This window comes from Lysobacter terrae, from assembly GCF_054782215.1.
In genome coordinates this window covers 245,038-259,743 of sequence record NZ_BAAGSX010000003.1, presented here as the reverse complement: position 1 = coordinate 259,743, position 14,706 = coordinate 245,038, and the positions used below count along the sequence as shown (strand labels likewise).

18 protein-coding genes and 1 tRNA gene are annotated in these 14,706 nt (G+C 67.6%); 15 read left to right on the top strand and 4 right to left on the bottom strand.

What is annotated here, in order from left to right:
* Positions 1-17: 17 nt before the first annotated feature.
* From dusA to ACYVJ8_RS10430, 5 genes are all read left to right on the top strand, one after another.
* Positions 18-1,061 carry a tRNA dihydrouridine(20/20a) synthase DusA gene (gene dusA / locus ACYVJ8_RS10450; protein WP_460712065.1) on the top strand — a complete coding sequence of 348 codons (1,044 nt, stop codon included), beginning with the start codon at positions 18-20 and terminating at the stop codon, positions 1,059-1,061.
* An 11-nt stretch (positions 1,062-1,072) separates the two neighbouring features.
* Complete coding sequence (locus ACYVJ8_RS10445; RefSeq protein ID WP_460712063.1) at positions 1,073-1,984, top strand: arginine deiminase-related protein; 912 nt, start codon at positions 1,073-1,075, stop codon at positions 1,982-1,984.
* Between the two features lie 138 nt (positions 1,985-2,122).
* Complete coding sequence (locus ACYVJ8_RS10440; RefSeq protein WP_460712061.1) at positions 2,123-2,524, top strand: PepSY domain-containing protein; 402 nt, start codon at positions 2,123-2,125, stop codon at positions 2,522-2,524.
* A gap of 146 nt (positions 2,525-2,670) precedes the next feature.
* Positions 2,671-3,354, top strand: coding sequence for a response regulator transcription factor (locus ACYVJ8_RS10435; RefSeq protein WP_460712059.1), 684 nt, complete (start codon positions 2,671-2,673; stop codon positions 3,352-3,354).
* A 148-nt stretch (positions 3,355-3,502) separates the two neighbouring features.
* A complete protein-coding gene (locus tag ACYVJ8_RS10430; RefSeq protein WP_460712057.1) occupies positions 3,503-4,900 on the top strand; it encodes an ATP-binding protein in 1,398 nt (465 codons plus the stop codon).
* Between the two features lie 23 nt (positions 4,901-4,923).
* Here the strand turns inward: ACYVJ8_RS10430 and ACYVJ8_RS10425 are convergent, their stop codons facing one another.
* Positions 4,924-5,667 (bottom strand): M90 family metallopeptidase, encoded by a 744-nt coding sequence (locus tag ACYVJ8_RS10425; RefSeq protein WP_460712055.1) that lies wholly within the window; start codon positions 5,665-5,667, stop codon positions 4,924-4,926.
* Positions 5,668-5,682: 15 nt separating this feature from the next.
* Complete coding sequence (locus tag ACYVJ8_RS10420) at positions 5,683-5,952, bottom strand: hypothetical protein (RefSeq protein WP_460712053.1); 270 nt, start codon at positions 5,950-5,952, stop codon at positions 5,683-5,685.
* 125 nt (positions 5,953-6,077) lie between these two features.
* Here ACYVJ8_RS10420 and birA point away from each other — a divergent pair, with 125 nt between their 5' ends.
* The 8 genes from birA (at position 6,078) to ACYVJ8_RS10380 (ending at position 10,706) form a co-directional block, all read left to right on the top strand.
* Positions 6,078-7,076: a bifunctional biotin--[acetyl-CoA-carboxylase] ligase/biotin operon repressor BirA gene (gene birA, locus ACYVJ8_RS10415; protein ID WP_460712051.1), complete on the top strand. Its 999-nt coding sequence runs from the start codon at positions 6,078-6,080 to the stop codon at positions 7,074-7,076.
* Positions 7,073-7,810 (top strand): type III pantothenate kinase, encoded by a 738-nt coding sequence (locus tag ACYVJ8_RS10410; RefSeq protein WP_460712049.1) that lies wholly within the window; start codon positions 7,073-7,075, stop codon positions 7,808-7,810. Before birA ends, ACYVJ8_RS10410 begins: the two co-directional genes overlap by 4 nt.
* Before the next feature lie 23 nt (positions 7,811-7,833).
* On the top strand, positions 7,834-8,541 hold the full coding sequence (locus tag ACYVJ8_RS10405; RefSeq protein WP_460712047.1) for an SPOR domain-containing protein: 708 nt from the start codon (positions 7,834-7,836) through the stop codon (positions 8,539-8,541).
* A gap of 111 nt (positions 8,542-8,652) precedes the next feature.
* Positions 8,653-8,728: transfer RNA gene (locus ACYVJ8_RS10400), tRNA-Thr, on the top strand.
* A 14-nt stretch (positions 8,729-8,742) separates the two neighbouring features.
* Positions 8,743-9,666, top strand: a complete 924-nt coding sequence (gene rocF / locus ACYVJ8_RS10395) for an arginase (protein WP_460712045.1) — start codon at positions 8,743-8,745, stop codon at positions 9,664-9,666.
* A gap of 117 nt (positions 9,667-9,783) precedes the next feature.
* Complete coding sequence (locus ACYVJ8_RS10390; RefSeq protein ID WP_460712043.1) at positions 9,784-9,918, top strand: entericidin A/B family lipoprotein; 135 nt, start codon at positions 9,784-9,786, stop codon at positions 9,916-9,918.
* Positions 9,919-10,127: 209 nt separating this feature from the next.
* On the top strand, positions 10,128-10,280 hold the full coding sequence (locus ACYVJ8_RS10385; protein ID WP_460712041.1) for an entericidin A/B family lipoprotein: 153 nt from the start codon (positions 10,128-10,130) through the stop codon (positions 10,278-10,280).
* A 225-nt stretch (positions 10,281-10,505) separates the two neighbouring features.
* Positions 10,506-10,706: a CsbD family protein gene (locus tag ACYVJ8_RS10380; protein ID WP_460712039.1), complete on the top strand. Its 201-nt coding sequence runs from the start codon at positions 10,506-10,508 to the stop codon at positions 10,704-10,706.
* Between the two features lie 109 nt (positions 10,707-10,815).
* Here ACYVJ8_RS10380 and ACYVJ8_RS10375 read toward each other — a convergent pair whose 3' ends face one another.
* Positions 10,816-11,625: a hypothetical protein gene (locus ACYVJ8_RS10375; protein ID WP_460712037.1), complete on the bottom strand. Its 810-nt coding sequence runs from the start codon at positions 11,623-11,625 to the stop codon at positions 10,816-10,818.
* Between the two features lie 128 nt (positions 11,626-11,753).
* Here ACYVJ8_RS10375 and ACYVJ8_RS10370 point away from each other — a divergent pair, with 128 nt between their 5' ends.
* Together ACYVJ8_RS10370 and ACYVJ8_RS10365 are read left to right on the top strand one after the other, a co-directional pair.
* The gene (locus tag ACYVJ8_RS10370; RefSeq protein ID WP_460712035.1) at positions 11,754-13,079 is read left to right on the top strand and encodes a tryptophan--tRNA ligase; all 1,326 of its coding nucleotides are present in this window, start codon (positions 11,754-11,756) and stop codon (positions 13,077-13,079) included.
* Positions 13,080-13,203: 124 nt separating this feature from the next.
* Positions 13,204-14,316: a GGDEF domain-containing protein gene (locus ACYVJ8_RS10365; protein WP_460712033.1), complete on the top strand. Its 1,113-nt coding sequence runs from the start codon at positions 13,204-13,206 to the stop codon at positions 14,314-14,316.
* Here ACYVJ8_RS10365 and ACYVJ8_RS10360 read toward each other — a convergent pair.
* Entirely contained in the window at positions 14,313-14,699 is a 387-nt protein-coding gene (locus tag ACYVJ8_RS10360; protein WP_460712030.1) for a VOC family protein, read from the bottom strand. The two genes, ACYVJ8_RS10365 and ACYVJ8_RS10360, sit on opposite strands and share 4 nt — an antisense overlap.
* Positions 14,700-14,706 lie beyond the last annotated feature (7 nt).

Below are 14,706 nucleotides of genomic sequence, written 5' to 3'. Positions count from 1 at the left end.
GCTGACGATAGTTCCCGATGACCGAAATCGCGCGCAATGGAGATCAGGACAAATCCTCGAGGGGTGGGGATTTGTCGCGCTATTCGGCCTCTTTGCGCCTGTCCGTTGCGCCGATGATGGACTGGACGGATTCGCATTGCCGCGCGTTCCACCGCGTGCTGGCACCGCATGCGCGTCTGTACACCGAGATGGTGCATGCCAATGCGGTGATCCACGGCGACCGCGCGAAATTGCTGGCGATGGATCCCGGCGAGCATCCCGTCGCCCTGCAATTGGGCGGGAGCGAGCCCGAATTGCTTGCGCAGGCGGCGCGAATCGGCGCCGACGCGGGTTTCGACGAGATCAACCTCAATTGCGGCTGCCCGTCCGATCGGGTCCAGGCGGGACGATTCGGCGCCTGCCTGATGCGGGAACCGGCGCTGGTCGCCGCAAGCGTGGCGGCGATGGTCGCCGCCTGCGACGTCCCGGTGACCGTGAAATGCCGGCTCGGCGTGGACGACGACCACGACTGGGATCGCTTCTTGCATTTCATCGACAGCGTCGCCGCCGCCGGCTGCCGCATGTTCGTCGTCCACGCGCGCAATGCCTGGCTGCAGGGCCTGTCGCCCAAGGAAAACCGCGAAGTCCCGCCGCTGCGTTACGACTGGGCGTACCGCTTGAAGCAGGAGCGCCCGCAGCTGCAGGTGATCGTCAATGGCGGGATCGCCACCCCGGCCGAAGCCGCGCAGCATCTGGAGCACGCCGACGGCGCCATGCTGGGGCGCGCCGCCTATCACGATCCCTACCTGCTGCATCGGCTCGACGTGGCCTGGTTCGGCGGCTCGGTGCGCACTCGCGCTGAATTGCTGCGCGCCTATCGCCCTTATGTCGAGCAGCAGCTGGCACGCGGCGTGTTTCTCAAACACATCACCCGCCACATCCTCGGGTTGTTCGCCGGCGAGCGCGGCGGCCGCGCGTTCCGCCAGGTGCTGAGCGAGGGCGCGCACAAGCCCGGCGCGGACTGGTCGCTGGTCGAACAGGCCCTGGCGCTGACCGAATCGTTCGCCGCCGCTGAAGCCTGAGGCCTCGTTCCATGCTGACCCGCGATACGGACGCCTTCCTCACCTTTGCGCGCGGCTGCGCCGCCGATTTCGGCCCGGCCACCGCGCGTGGTGCATTCCTGGTCGCGCCGGAGGGTTTCGCGCTCGCCGAGCAATCGGCGCAGGACAACCGCTACATGGCCGGCGCTGCCGACTACGACGCCGCGCGCGCCTTCGCGCAGCACCGCGAGCTGCAGCGGGCGTTTTCGACGGTACTGCCGACGGTCTGCTTCGCCGGGCGCGCCGATACACCGGATGCGCTGTTTCCCAACAACGTGTTCGCGACGGCCGCGGGGCGCTACATCGTCGGCCGCATGCGCCACGAAGTGCGTCAGCGCGAGGCGGCGCGCGACGACATCCGGGGCTTTTTCGCCGGCGTGCTCGATTACGCCGAGATCGACCTGTCGACGCAGGAGCATGCGTGCGAGCTCACCGGCGCGCTGGTGATCGATCGCGCGCGGGGATTGGGTTTCTGCGGACTGTCCGAGCGCTGCGACGAAGAGGGTGCGCGCCTGCTGCACGAGGCCTTCGGCCTGCGGGCGACCCTGCTGTTCGATCTGGCGCCGGGCGAATACCACACCAACGTGGTGCTGGCCGTGCTCGCCGGGCGCGCCGCCATCGTCTGCCCGCGCGGGTTCGCCGATGCGCGGACGGTGGCCGCCGTTGCTTCGCTGTACGCGCCGCATGTCGCGATCTGCAGCGAAGCCGAACATGCGGCCTTCGTTGGCAATGCCATCGCCCTGAGCTCCGATCGGGTCTGGATGAGTGCCGAAGCGGGGCGGGCACTGAGCCCCGGGAACCGTGAGCTGCTTCGTGCTGCCGGCTTCGAGGTGGCGACGGTGCAGCTCGACGCCATCGAGGCCGCAGGCGGGTCTTTGCGCTGCTGCGTGGGCGAGATCTTCTGAGCGCAGCGTGCCGAGGGCTGAACCACGACCGCGCTGTGAAGAAAAAGTTCAGACCGGATTCACTGCTTCGTTCCAAGAATGCAGACTCGTCGTTCGTCCACGGGCATCACGCCCCACCGAGTGCCCCGTTCGAGAGCCATGTCCCGTTCCGCTTTTTCCCTCGCGTCCTTGCTGCTTGCCGTTGCCCTGGGGGTGTCGGCCGGATCGGCTGCGGCCCAGAACCTGGGCGGCCTGCTGGACCGCGCTGGCTTGGGGCGCGACGCGGGCCGCGACGGCGGCGACCAGGATCGCGCTGACCGGCGCCTCGAGGACCGTCACGACCGGGGCGAGGACCATCGCGCGCTTTCCGATGCCGTCCGCCGCGTCGAACGGCGTACCGGCGGCCAGGTGCTCAGCGCCGAGCGCGTGCCGTTCGACGGCCGTAACGTCAATCGGGTCAAGGTCATCGACTCCAGCGGCCGGGTCCGCGTCTATATGGACGACCCGCAGGGCCAGGGCCAGCGCGAACAGCGTCCCCGCCAGGACGACAACGACGACTGAGCCGGTCGTTTGCTCGTGTTCGCCCCGCATTCACGAAACTGAACACAGGCAGGGTGCATGGCGCCTCTACACGCGCCGCCGACAACCTGAACGACTAACCTGAATGCACCCGGCCAATGACGGCCGCACTGCTGAAGGAGTCCGCCATGCGCATTCTTCTGGTCGAGGACGAAGCCCCTCTGCGCGAAACCCTGGCCGCGCGCCTGAAGCGCGAAGGCTTCGCCGTCGACGCCGCACAGGACGGCGAAGAAGGCCTGTACATGGGCCGCGAGGTGCCGTTCGACCTCGGCATCATCGACCTGGGCCTGCCCAAGATGTCCGGCATGGACCTGATCAAGGCCCTGCGCGAGGAGGGCAAGAAATTCCCGGTGCTGATCCTGACCGCCCGTTCGAGCTGGCAGGACAAGGTCGAAGGCCTCAAGCAGGGCGCCGACGACTACCTGGTCAAGCCCTTCCACGTCGAGGAGCTGCTGGCGCGCATCAATGCCCTGGTCCGCCGCGCCGCCGGCTGGAGCAAGCCCTCGCTCGAATGCGGTCCGGTGACCCTGGACCTGGCCGCGCAGACGGTCAGCGTCGGCGGCGGCAACGTCGACCTCACCAGCTACGAATACAAGGTGCTCGAGTACCTGATGATGCATGCCGGCGAGCTGGTCTCGAAGGCCGACCTCACCGAGCATATCTACCAGCAGGATTTCGACCGCGATTCCAACGTGCTGGAGGTCTTCATCGGCCGCCTGCGCAAGAAGCTCGATCCGGACGGTTCGCTCAAGCCGATCGAAACGGTGCGTGGCCGCGGCTACCGCTTCGCCATCCCGCGGAGCGGCGATTGACCCAGGCGCGTCCGCGGCGCGACGCGGCGACCGACGACCACGTCGGATTTCCGCACAGCGCTGATCGCAAGCGACGCGCGCTCTTTGTACGCTGGCGGCCGATGACACTCCCGGCCGCCAGCTCTCCTCTTTTCTATGGTGCGATGCCATGAGCTGGCGGCAGCCGCGCTCATTGCAGATCCGCCAGCTGCTGGCGGCCAGCCTGGGCCTGATCGCCTTCCTCGCGCTGGCCGGCTACGCGCTGGACCGCGCCTTCCTGCAGACGGCCAAGGACAATCTGCGCCAGCGCCTGGAGAACTACGCGCTGGCGTACGCGGACAAGAGCGACTTCGCGCGCAATGGCGAATTCATCCAGCCGTACGACCCGATCGATCCGCGCTTCGAACGGCCCGGCAGTGGCCTGTACGCCGAAGTCGTGTTGCCCAAGGCGCACTGGGATTCGCATTCGGCGCAGGGCCCGGTGCTGCCGGCGTCGCAGATGTTGAACCCCAACGAAGAGAGTTTCGTAGGCCCGCTGCCGATGACCCAGATCAGCGGCGCGAAGGCCGAGGTGTTCCGCTACGGTCGCGGTTTCATCTGGAGCGCCGAGGGCGACGCGCGCGCGGAGTTTCCGTACACGATCTATATCCTCGAGGACACCACGGCGCTGAGCCAGCAGGTGGCGGTGTTCCGCGCGGCGCTGTGGCGTTACCTCGGCGGCGCCGGCCTGATCCTGATGCTGCTGCAGACGGTGATTCTGCGCTGGAGCCTGCGGCCGCTGCGCAACGTCATCCACGAACTCAAGCGCGTCCAGCGCGGCCTGGCCTCGCGCATGAGCGAACGCCATCCGCGCGAACTCGAACCGCTGACGGAAAGCATCAACGCCTTCATCGAAAGCGAGCGCGAGAACCTCGATCGTCAGCGCAACACGCTGGCCGACCTCGCGCATAGCCTGAAGACACCGCTCGCGGTGCTGCGCGCGCGTCTGGATCATCCCGGTCCAGAAGGGGAATTGCGCGAAGAAATCGACGTGCAACTGCGGCGCATGAACGACATGGTCTCGTACCAGTTGGCGCGCGCTGCGCGCTCCGGCCATCAACTGTTCGCCGCGCCGATCGCGATCGAGCCGCATGCCGAGCAGATCGTGAAGGGGCTGGAGAAGGTGTATGCGGGCAAGGGCGTGCTGTGCGAATTCGACATCGCCCCTGGCACGCAGTTCTTCGGTGAGCCTGGCGACTTGCAGGAGCTGCTCGGCAATCTGCTGGAAAACGCCTTCAAGTGGGCGCGCTCGCGCGTCCTGTTGACCGTGCAGCCGGGCGAGCAGGAACCGAACCGGCGTCCGGGCTTGCTGGTGGCGGTCGACGACGACGGCCCCGGCATCCCGCCGGAAAAAGTCGCGCTGATCCTGCAGCGCGGCGTGCGCGGCGACGAGCGTGTGCAGGGTCATGGCATCGGCCTGGCGATCGTGCAGGATCTGGTGCGCAGCTATCGCGGCACCTTGGAAGTGCTGGCCTCGGAAGAACTAGGTGGCGCGAGGTTCGAGGCGCGGTTGCCGCCTGGGTTGTGAGCGCCGCTCAGGCAACGTACTTCTCAGGCAAGCGGCGACGGACCGTAGAAGCGTTCGAGATGCGCGGCGACCTTGGGCATTTCCGCGCGTAGCAGGTGCGGATCGCTGAAGTGGTACTCGCTGACGACGGCGAAGAATTCTTCCGGCGCTTCGGCCGCATAGCCGTCGATGGCGGTTTCGCGTTCCGCATCGACGGCCTCCGCCAACGCGTCGTAGGCCTGTTGGAAATCGCGTGCCCAGCCGCGTTGCCACGCGCCGGGCAAGGGCGGAGTGCCATCCAGTTCGCCGTCGAGCACGTCGATCTTGTGCGCCATTTCATGCACCGCGACGCAGAACCCGGCGCGTGGATCTTCGCAGTCGGCGACCACGTCGGCCCAGGACAGGATCAGCGGCCCCATGTCCCATGATTCGCCGATGAGCTGGTCTTCCCACTCGTGCAGCACGCCGGCGGCATCGACGTGCGTGCGGTTCACCCGGAATGCTTCGGGATAAACGATCAACTGCGACCAGCCGCGCAGGCCGGTTTCGCCGAACTCGAGCAAGGGCAGGCAGCACGCGGCGGCCAGCACGCCGCGATCACGTGCGTCGAGCGCGAGGTCGCCGATCGGGGTGATGGTCTTTTCGTGCAGAAAGCGTGCGGTCAATTGCGCAAGCCGGGTGTCGCGCGCGGCGTCCAGGGCCGCGGCCCACGGCAATGCCGCGCGGATGTCGCGCCAAAGATCGGGTTCTATCGGTTGCGGCCCGCGGCCGAATAGCCAGCGCAGCAAGGTGACGAAGCTGGCTTAGCGGAACATGCCCGGAAGGAACCGGTGCCAGCGCGGCGAGGGCAGGCGGACATCGTCACCACCGCCACCCGTGCTGACCGGTGCGGCCGCCTTGGTCTTCTTGACCGGCAGCGCCATCGACGCCGGGTCGCGATCCGGCGAACGCGTCACGGCCGTCTGCGTCCGCGTCGGGCAACTGCCGCCGTCGGCGTCGCTGAGCTTGCTTTCGCGTGCGGCCACGCTCGCGCTGGTGAGGGCGATGAGCAGGCAGACGGCTATGCGGCGCATGGAAGTCCTCTCCCGGATCTCGGGAACGGGCGGACTATAACCCACCGGGATCGCCCAGGGAGTTGCATTCGTCGGGCGGCTCGTGATGCGCTGCAGCAGCGGGCGGCTCCCGCCATAATCCGCGGATGGACGATCGCGCCCTGCTCGAACAGCTGATCCGTGGCCCCGCCAGTGGCGACGCCCTGGCCAAGGCCGCGGGCCAGAGCCGGACCGCGGTGTGGAAGCGGATCGAAAGCCTGCGCCAGGCCGGCGTGGACATCGTCGCCCAGGCCGGCCGCGGCTATGCGCTGGCTCAGCCGCTCGATCTGCTCGACCCGGGCGCGATCCGCCAGGGGCTTCCCCCGAACGTGGCCGCCGGACTGGCGAGCCTGGAAGTCGCCTGGAGCATCGATTCGACCAATAGCGAGCTGCTGCGGCGGCCAGCGATGCCTGGCGTCGAGGTGCTCCTGGCCGAACGGCAAACCGGTGGGCGGGGGCGCCGGGGCCGGGTCTGGGCTTCGCCTCTGGCTGCGCATCTGTACCTGTCGCTGGCCCGCGGCTTCGGCGGCGGACTGGCCCGCCTGGGCGGATTGAGCCTCGTCGCGGGCGTGGCGGCGGCGGAGGCGTTGCAGTCGCTCGGCTTCGACGCGGTCCGCCTGAAATGGCCGAACGATGTGGTCGTGCTGGAATCCGGGGGACTGCGCAAACTCGGTGGCCTGCTGATCGAAGGCAGCGGCGAGCACGCCGGTCCCGCCCGGGCGGTCATCGGATTGGGGCTCAACGTGCGCATGCCTGCGGGCGCTGCCTCCGCTATCGATCAACCGTGGTGCGATCTGGCCGACCTCTCACGCCAGGCCTCACAAGCGCTGCCCGATCGCAACGTGCTCGCCGCCGCCGTCCTCGGCCGCCTGTTGCCGGCGCTCGATCTGTTCGATGCCGAAGGCCTCGCTCCGTTCCTGCCGCGCTATGCCGCGCTCGATGCGCTGGCCGGCGAAGCCGTGTTGCTGCATTCGGCGAGCGCCACCCAGGCGGGCACGGCGCTCGGGGTGGCCGATGACGGCGCCTTGCGTTTGCGCCTGGAAGACGGCCGCGAGCAGCGCGTGTATGCCGGTGAAGTCAGCATCCGCCGGGTAGCCGCGGCATGAGCGTGTGGCTGTTCGACCTCGGCAACACCCGGCTGAAGTGCGCGCCCCTCATCGATGGGCGCATCGGCGACGTCGTCGTGCTGCCGCATCGCGAAGCCGACCTGCCGGCCGCGCTGGCCCAGTCACTGCCCGCGCGCTTCGATGCCGCCCACGTCGCCAGTGTCGCCAATGAGGCCCTGCGCGTCGCGCTGCTGGAGGCGCTGACGCGCCACACGCGACGGATCTCGCTCGCCCGCACGCAACCGACGTTCGCGGGCCTGCGCATCGCTTATGCGCAGCCGGGCAAGTTGGGCGTCGATCGATTCCTGGCGATGCTCGGTGCGCATGCGCGCTGCAAGGAGCCTGTCGTGCTGTGCGGCGTCGGGACAGCGCTGACGGTCGATCTGATCGACGCGAACGGACAACACCTGGGCGGGCGCATCGCGCCGTCGCCGACGCTGATGCGTGAAGCGCTGCACGAGCGCGCGCCCCATCTTCCCGTGGCGGGCGGCGACAACGTCGACTTCGCCGCCGATACCGAGGATGCGCTGGCGTCCGGTTGCGAAGGCGCCGCCCTCGCTTTGATCGAGGCCAGCGTCGCCGCCGCTCAACACCAACTGGGCGTGACGCCGCGACTGCTCCTGCACGGCGGTGGCGTCGAGGGCCTGGCCGCACGACTGCCGAACGCGACGCAGGTGCCGACCCTGGTGCTCGACGGATTGGCGATTTGGGCCGGCGTCGATTCCACGGGATAGAAGCTTCCCCCTAGAATCGATCCATGCTCGTACGCGCGCTCATCGTTCTCCTGCTGATTCTCAACGCCGGTGCCGCCGCATGGTGGATCGCGCATGATCCTGCGCCGGCGCGGGCGGCCACGCCTGCGTCGCCAGGCATCGCGCGCCTGCAACTGGTGAGCGAGCGCGCCGCCGTTGCGCCTCCCGCGCCTCTCGCGGCTGCCGCGCCGGCTGCGACTACCCCGCCCGCCGAGCCGCCACCGGCGACTGCGCAGGCGGCGCCGACGCGGGAGTGCTACAGCTTCGGTCCGTTCGCGACCCGTGATGCGGGCACCGCGGCTTCAACCCGGCTGCAAGCGCTCGTGCAGTCGCTGACGCTGCGCGAGCAGGCCGCGGCGGCGTCGACGGCGCGTGGCTGGCGTGTGTACTTGCCGCCGTTGCCATCGCTGGAACAGGCGCAGGCCATCGCCGACCGTATCGCCGCCGCGGGCTTCAGCGATTTCCTGGTCGTGCGCGAAGGCGCCGAAGCCAATTCGATCGCACTGGGCCGCTATGCCGGCGAGCAGGCGGCGAAGAAGCGTGCCGACGCCCTCAACGCGGCCGGTTTCGCGGCGCAGGCGGAGGCGTTGGGCGGAGCGGAGCGTGCGTTCTGGCTCGATGCGATCGCCGATGCCAGCTTCGACGCGCGCCGCGCCCAGGCGCTGGTGTCGGCGGCCCAGCACCGGCGCATCGACTGTCCGGCGGCGCGCTGATCCCATTCCGATTCTCCGAACCCGCCGATTCTCCGAGCCCGAGCCGCCGACCGAAGTCGCGGCGCGGCAAGCTAGAATGCGCGCCTCGGCCCTGCGGGCCGTAACAGCCACGCCGGCTTAGCTCAGTTGGTAGAGCAACCGCCTTGTAAGCGGTAGGTCGTCAGTTCGATTCTGACAGCCGGCACCAGACGGACCGGGTGCATGAGCCGAACTTTTCCTCCTGTTTCCCTGATCGGGGCACCGACCGACATCGGCGCTGGCCATCTGGGAGCGCGCATGGGTCCGGAGGCGCTGCGCATCGCCGGGCTGCATCAGGCGCTGGCCGCGCGCGGTATCGATGTCGTCGACCGCGGCAATCTCGATGGCCCGCGCAATCCGTGGCAGCCGCCCACCGAGGGCTACCGCCATCTGCCCGAAGTCACCGCCTGGAACCACGCGGTGATGGACGCCGTACTCGCCGAACTGCGCGGCGGCCGCATGCCGGTCCTGCTCGGTGGCGATCACTGCCTGGGCCTGGGTTCGATCACCGCGGTGGCGCAGTACTGCCGCGAGACCGGCAAGAAGCTGCGTGTGTTGTGGCTCGACGCGCATGCCGACTTCAATACCAGCGACGTCACGCCTTCCGGCAATGTCCATGGCATGCCGGTGGCCTGCCTGTGCGGACTCGGCCCGCGAGAGCTCACGCATCTGGGCGGATCCGCGCCCGCGATCGACCCGGAGGTGATCCGCCAGATCGGCATCCGCTCCGTCGACGAAGGCGAGAAGCGGCTGGTGAAGGAGCACGGCCTCGACGTGTACGACATGCGCTACATCGACGAGGTCGGCATGAAGCGCGCGATGGAGGAGGCGCTCGACGGCCTCGATGAAAACACCCATCTGCACGTCAGCTTCGACGTCGACTTCCTCGATCCCTCGATCGCGCCCGGCGTGGGCACGACGGTGCCAGGCGGTCCTAGTTATCGCGAGGCGCAGCTGGTGATGGAAATGATCGCCGACAGCGGACGCCTGGCATCGCTGGACATCATGGAACTCAATCCGGTCATCGACACGCGCAACCTCACCGCGGAAGTCGCCGTGGACCTGGTGGAAAGCCTGTTCGGCAAGTCGACGCTGATGCGCGACTGAGCGCCTGAACGGAGGCCCGGGGCCGCGTGTGGGGACTCTTGCGCCCTTCATCCGGCCATCACACCATTCGCAGCGCGCGGCTCGTCCGCATCCATATTTCCTGTTGGGAGAAATCGAATGAAGCGTGTGATGGCCATGGCCCTGCTGGCCCTGTTCTCGATGACCGTCCTGTCGGCCTGCAACACCATGGAAGGCCTGGGCAAGGACGTGAAGAAGCTGGGTGAGAAGGTCGAAGACAAGGCCAGCCGCTGAGCCAGCGGGCGTGTCCTGAAAGGCCGGAGCGATCCCGGCCTTTTTCTTTTGCGGGGCGGTTTTGGCAGCCTTCCGGAAGCTGAACAGCTCCGATTCCAGCGGGCACTTCTGCACAGGAAGTTCATGCCTCCCCGCGTTAGATGCGGGTGCGGACGAGGCGAGGGCCAAGTCCCACGGTCGAATTCCCCGACATCCGAAGGAGACAAGCTATGAAGCGTCTGATTTCCCTGCTGCTGCTGGTCGCGTTCTCGTCCGGTTTCCTGACTGCGTGCAACACCATGGCCGGTGCCGGCAAGGACGTACAGAAGGTCGGTGAGAAAGTCGAAGACAAGGCCGAGGACTGCAAGGACGCCAAGTGCTGATCGCGGCGACGAGACATGCCGATACAGGTATGCAAAAAAGGCCGGAGCAATCCGGCCTTTTTTGTGGCCGCGCGCTGCAAGCCATGCGTGGCCCGCGGTTTTGCCGATTCATCCGCATGCAGAACCGGCCGCTAACGCGACCGTGATCTCTGCCGAACATGGCCGCTTGCAAGCTGTCCGGGCATCGCCTTCGCGATGCGCAATCTCCCCACGAGGAATCAGGCAATGAACAAAGACGTCATCCAGGGAAAGTGGACGCAGCTGAAGGGTCAGATCCAGGCGCGTTGGGGCGACCTGACCGACGACGTATTCGATATCAGGGAAGGCAATACGGAATACCTGGCAGGCAAGTTGCAGGAACGCTATGGCTGGGACCGCGAACGCGCGGAACGTGAAGTCAACGACTTCGTCCGGTCGCTGCATTGATACACGCGGGTCTCTAGCCCTTAAGGCAGCAGAGACGAAATGAGACGGATGGAAACGGGCCGCAAGCGGCCCGTTTCCTTGTCTGCGCCCATGACAGCGTCGTTCGAACTCAACGCGGAGGATCCGCAACGAATCCGCCAGGAAACGCGTCCGGCTCCACCGCCTGCCAACGATAGTCCGGTCGGCGCGGCAGCACGCCGCGTGCGACCAGGGTGCGGTAATCGTCGTAGCGCAACTGCGTCACCTGCGCCGGCGCACGCGTGGCGCGCTCGAAGCCGGTGCGCGATGCCGGCGCCCATTCGCGTTCGCCGTGGCCGGTGCCCAGCGTCTGCGCAGCGGCTTCGCGCTCTGCGCGGGCTTCGGCGGCCGGCGCCGCGGCATCGGCCGCCTTGGCCGCCTGCGCGCGATCGCGGGCGGCGGAAGCGTCACGACGCCAGATCGGGCCCGGTTCGTAGGGACGTTCGTAGTAGACCGGTCGCGCCTCTTCGAACACGGCGATGCCGATCACGCCGACGTTGTCGGGACGCCCCGTGCGTGCGGCATAACTGTCCGGCAGGTCGGTGAAGACGAATTGCGCGACGTCGTCGAGCGATTTGCGCCAGCCGTTTATTTCCGCGCTTTCCCAAGGCTCCAGCACATAGCCGGCCTGCGAGGGATGCGCGGTCTGGCCGGTCACCGCATTGACCCCGTCGATCGACAGCACGACCAGGACGCGGCCACCGGTAGTGTTGGTGAGGCGCACGGCGTAACGATGGCCGGGTTCGCCCTCGATCCAGTCCTGCCCGCGATGGCGGATGGAGGTGAGCCAGTCGCCGCGGTCGCGGTCGACGACGCCGACATCGACCAGGGGGCGGGCCTGCACCGAGGTGCAGGCGACGAGGGCGAAGCACAGGGCGGCAGTGGCGAGGCGGCGGAACATGGCGCGGTCTCCGGGTGTGGTAGCCGGGCAAACGCCGCGGCGGCGCGAACGGGGTTTCCGCGCCGTTCCATCCGGCGCCGCGGATATCAGCGGTTAAACTGCCGTTCCGCTACACGAACCCGCTCCGCATGTCCCGCACCCGTGTCCTCACCGGCATCACCACCTCCGGTACTCCCCATCTGGGCAACTATGTCGGCGCGATCCGGCCGGCGATCGCCGCCAGCCGCGATCCGCAGGTGGAGAGCTACTACTTCCTCGCCGACTACCACGCCCTGGTCAAAATCACCGACCCGGCGCGCGTGCAACGTTCGACCCTGGAAATCGCCGCCACGTGGCTGGCCTGCGGACTCGATCCGAAGTCGGTGTGGTTCTATCGCCAGAGCGACATCCCCGAGATTCCCGAGCTGACCTGGTTCCTGAGCTGCGTCGCGAGCAAGGGCATTCTCAACCGCGCCCATGCCTACAAGGCTTCGGTCGACAAGAACCGCGCCGAAGGCGTCGACGACGATGCGGCGATCACCGCCGGCTTGTTTATGTATCCGGTGCTGATGTCCGCGGACATCCTGCTGTTCAACGCGCACAAGGTGCCGGTCGGTCGCGACCAGGTGCAACACATCGAGATGGCGCGCGACTTCGGCCAGCGCTTCAATCATCTCTATGGCGAGCACTTCACCTTGCCGGAAGTGGTGATCGAGGAGCACGTCGCGACGCTGCCAGGCCTGGATGGCCGCAAGATGAGCAAGAGTTACGACAACACCATCCCGCTGTTCGTGCCGCGCGAGCAGCTGCGCAAGCTGATCGCCGGCATCGTCACCGATTCGCGCGCGCCCGGCGAAGCGAAGGACACCGAAAACTCCAACGTCTTCCAGTTGTACCAGGCCTTCGCCTCCGCGGAAGAAACCGCGGCGATGCGCCAGGCCTACGCGGAAGGCATCGGCTGGGGCGATGCCAAGCAGAAGCTGTTCGAACGGATCGATGCCGAAGTCGCGCCGATGCGCGAGCAATACGAGACGCTGATGGCGAAGCCCGCCGATATCGAGGCGACCCTGCGCGAAGGCGCCGCGCGCCTGCGCGCACGCCACGCAACCCCGTTGCTGGCGCGCCTGCGCGAAGCGGTGGGCCTGCGCGATCTCTCCAGCGGCGCATCCGCGCCAAGCGCCGCGAAGAAGGAAAAGGCCGCACTGCCGACGTTCAAGCAATACCGCGAAGCCGACGGTCGCTTCTATTTCAAGTTCGTCGACGGCGAACGCGTGCTCGTGCAGAGCGTCGGCTTCGCTTCGCCGAAGGACGCAGGGCAGCTGATCGCGCGCCTCAAGCAGGAGGGCGGCTCGGCGCTGCGCCACGCCGAGGCCGGTTCGCTGTTCCTGGGCGAGGCGCTGTTCGGACACCTGCACGAGGCGACCGAACTGACCGAGGTCGTCGAAGCGCTCGCGCAATTGCTGGAAGAGGCCTAGGTCGCTCACCCCCGTTCGGGGAGGGGCGTTGCATAAATCGCCGGTGAAAGCCGCGGGTCGAAATCGCGGGGCAGGGCGGGGGACGACTTGACGCATCCCGTCCGCAGCGCAATCGTGATGCGCCATGGTTCTCAATGCACCGGTGCAGGCAGACGACAGGGAGGCCGCACGGCAGGCGGCGCTGGACGCGTATGCCATCCTCGACAGCGGCCCCGAGCAGGCGTTCGACGACATCGTGCGCCTGGCGGTGATGCTGTGCGGCGTGACCGCGGCATCCATTTCCCTGATCGACCGCGATCGGGTGTGGTTCAAGGCGCAGATCGGCGTCGACCAGTCGCAGGTGCCGCGCGAACTGTCGCTGTGCAATCACGCCATCGATCAGCCGCATCGCACCCTGGTCATCGCCGACCTCGACATCGATCCGATTCCCGCCGCCAAGCGTCGCCGCCTGAGCGGGAAGCCGCCGCGCTTCTATGCCGGCGTGCCGCTTTTAAGTCCCGATGGCTATCCGCTGGGCACGCTGAGCGTCGCCGACGTCGAACCGCACCAGCTCACCGCTGCACAAGTGGAAGGGCTGGAGTTGCTCGCGCGGCAGACCCAGCACTTGTTCGAACTGCGCCGGTTCATGCTCGAACAGGGGCAGTTGCTGAGTGCGCGCGAAGCTGCGGCGCAATCCGCCGAGCAGGCGCGCGCCGAACTGCAGCGCCGCCATGAGGAGCTCCTGCGGACCGCCACCCGCGATCCGCTGACCGGCCTGCTCAATCGTGCGGCGATGGAGGAAATGCTGCAGGAGACGCTCAAGCGCGATCCGTCGGAACGCGTCGCCTACTGCCTGCTGCTGCTCGACATCGACCACTTCAAGCTGGTCAACGACATGCATGGCCACCTCGCGGGCGACCACGCCCTGCGCGCGATCGCGGATGCCGTGACCGCGTCCATACGCAAGAGCGACATGGCGGTCCGTTTCGGCGGCGAGGAAATTCTGGTGTATCTGCCCGGCACGGCCTTGGACGGCGCCGCGGAAGTGGCCTACCGCATCCGCGAGCAGGTGTCGCGGGCGCCGTTGCCGTTCGCGATCACGGTATCGATCGGCATCGCGGCGGGCGACCCGATGCGCGATCGGCCCGATCAGACCTTCGATCGTGCCGACCAGGCGCTCTATCGCGCCAAGGCCGGTGGCCGCGACCGTGTCGTCATCGACGACACGCCGCTATTCACGAGCATCGACTCGCCCTAGGCCCATTCCTTCGGCGGCGCGCCCTGTTCCGGATGCTTCATCCGCACCACGCAGAAGCGGTGGCCGGTCGGCGCTTCCATCACCCACCAGCGCTTGATGAAGGCGATCTTCTTCGCGCCCAGCTGTTCGAGTCGGGCTGCTTCGGCGTCGATGTCGTCGGCCTCGATGTCCAGGTGCACGCGCGAGGGATGATCCACTTTCTGCACTTCGATGTGCAGATCGCCGGGCGTGTCGCCGAACTGCTGGTATTGCGCGGTTTCGTCGCCCGCGTCGCGGTCGGCGATGCTTACCCCGAGCGCCTGGCTCCAAAAGTCGGCGGCGGCGTCGAGGTCGCCGGTGTTGCAGTCGATGATGAAACCGGCGAGTCGGCTACGGTGGGCCATGAGGCAC

Bases quoted from the DNA above. Each gene is read 5' to 3' on its own strand.
- ACYVJ8_RS10430 (WP_460712057.1), top strand. From the start codon at position 3,503: ATGAGCTGGCGGCAGCCGCGCTCATTGCAGATCCGCCAGCTGCTGGCG.
- ACYVJ8_RS10365 (WP_460712033.1), top strand. From the start codon at position 13,204: ATGGTTCTCAATGCACCGGTGCAGGCAGACGACAGGGAGGCCGCACGG.
- ACYVJ8_RS10420 (WP_460712053.1), bottom strand. From the start codon at position 5,952: ATGCGCCGCATAGCCGTCTGCCTGCTCATCGCCCTCACCAGCGCGAGC.
- ACYVJ8_RS10410 (WP_460712049.1), top strand. From the start codon at position 7,073: ATGAGCGTGTGGCTGTTCGACCTCGGCAACACCCGGCTGAAGTGCGCG.
- ACYVJ8_RS10440 (WP_460712061.1), top strand. From the start codon at position 2,123: ATGTCCCGTTCCGCTTTTTCCCTCGCGTCCTTGCTGCTTGCCGTTGCC.
- rocF (WP_460712045.1), top strand. From the start codon at position 8,743: ATGAGCCGAACTTTTCCTCCTGTTTCCCTGATCGGGGCACCGACCGAC.
- ACYVJ8_RS10390 (WP_460712043.1), top strand. From the start codon at position 9,784: ATGAAGCGTGTGATGGCCATGGCCCTGCTGGCCCTGTTCTCGATGACC.
- ACYVJ8_RS10360 (WP_460712030.1), bottom strand. From the start codon at position 14,699: ATGGCCCACCGTAGCCGACTCGCCGGTTTCATCATCGACTGCAACACC.
- ACYVJ8_RS10445 (WP_460712063.1), top strand. From the start codon at position 1,073: ATGCTGACCCGCGATACGGACGCCTTCCTCACCTTTGCGCGCGGCTGC.
- ACYVJ8_RS10370 (WP_460712035.1), top strand. From the start codon at position 11,754: ATGTCCCGCACCCGTGTCCTCACCGGCATCACCACCTCCGGTACTCCC.
- ACYVJ8_RS10375 (WP_460712037.1), bottom strand. From the start codon at position 11,625: ATGTTCCGCCGCCTCGCCACTGCCGCCCTGTGCTTCGCCCTCGTCGCC.
- ACYVJ8_RS10405 (WP_460712047.1), top strand. From the start codon at position 7,834: ATGCTCGTACGCGCGCTCATCGTTCTCCTGCTGATTCTCAACGCCGGT.
- dusA (WP_460712065.1), top strand. From the start codon at position 18: ATGACCGAAATCGCGCGCAATGGAGATCAGGACAAATCCTCGAGGGGT.
- birA (WP_460712051.1), top strand. From the start codon at position 6,078: ATGGACGATCGCGCCCTGCTCGAACAGCTGATCCGTGGCCCCGCCAGT.
- ACYVJ8_RS10385 (WP_460712041.1), top strand. From the start codon at position 10,128: ATGAAGCGTCTGATTTCCCTGCTGCTGCTGGTCGCGTTCTCGTCCGGT.
- ACYVJ8_RS10435 (WP_460712059.1), top strand. From the start codon at position 2,671: ATGCGCATTCTTCTGGTCGAGGACGAAGCCCCTCTGCGCGAAACCCTG.
- ACYVJ8_RS10380 (WP_460712039.1), top strand. From the start codon at position 10,506: ATGAACAAAGACGTCATCCAGGGAAAGTGGACGCAGCTGAAGGGTCAG.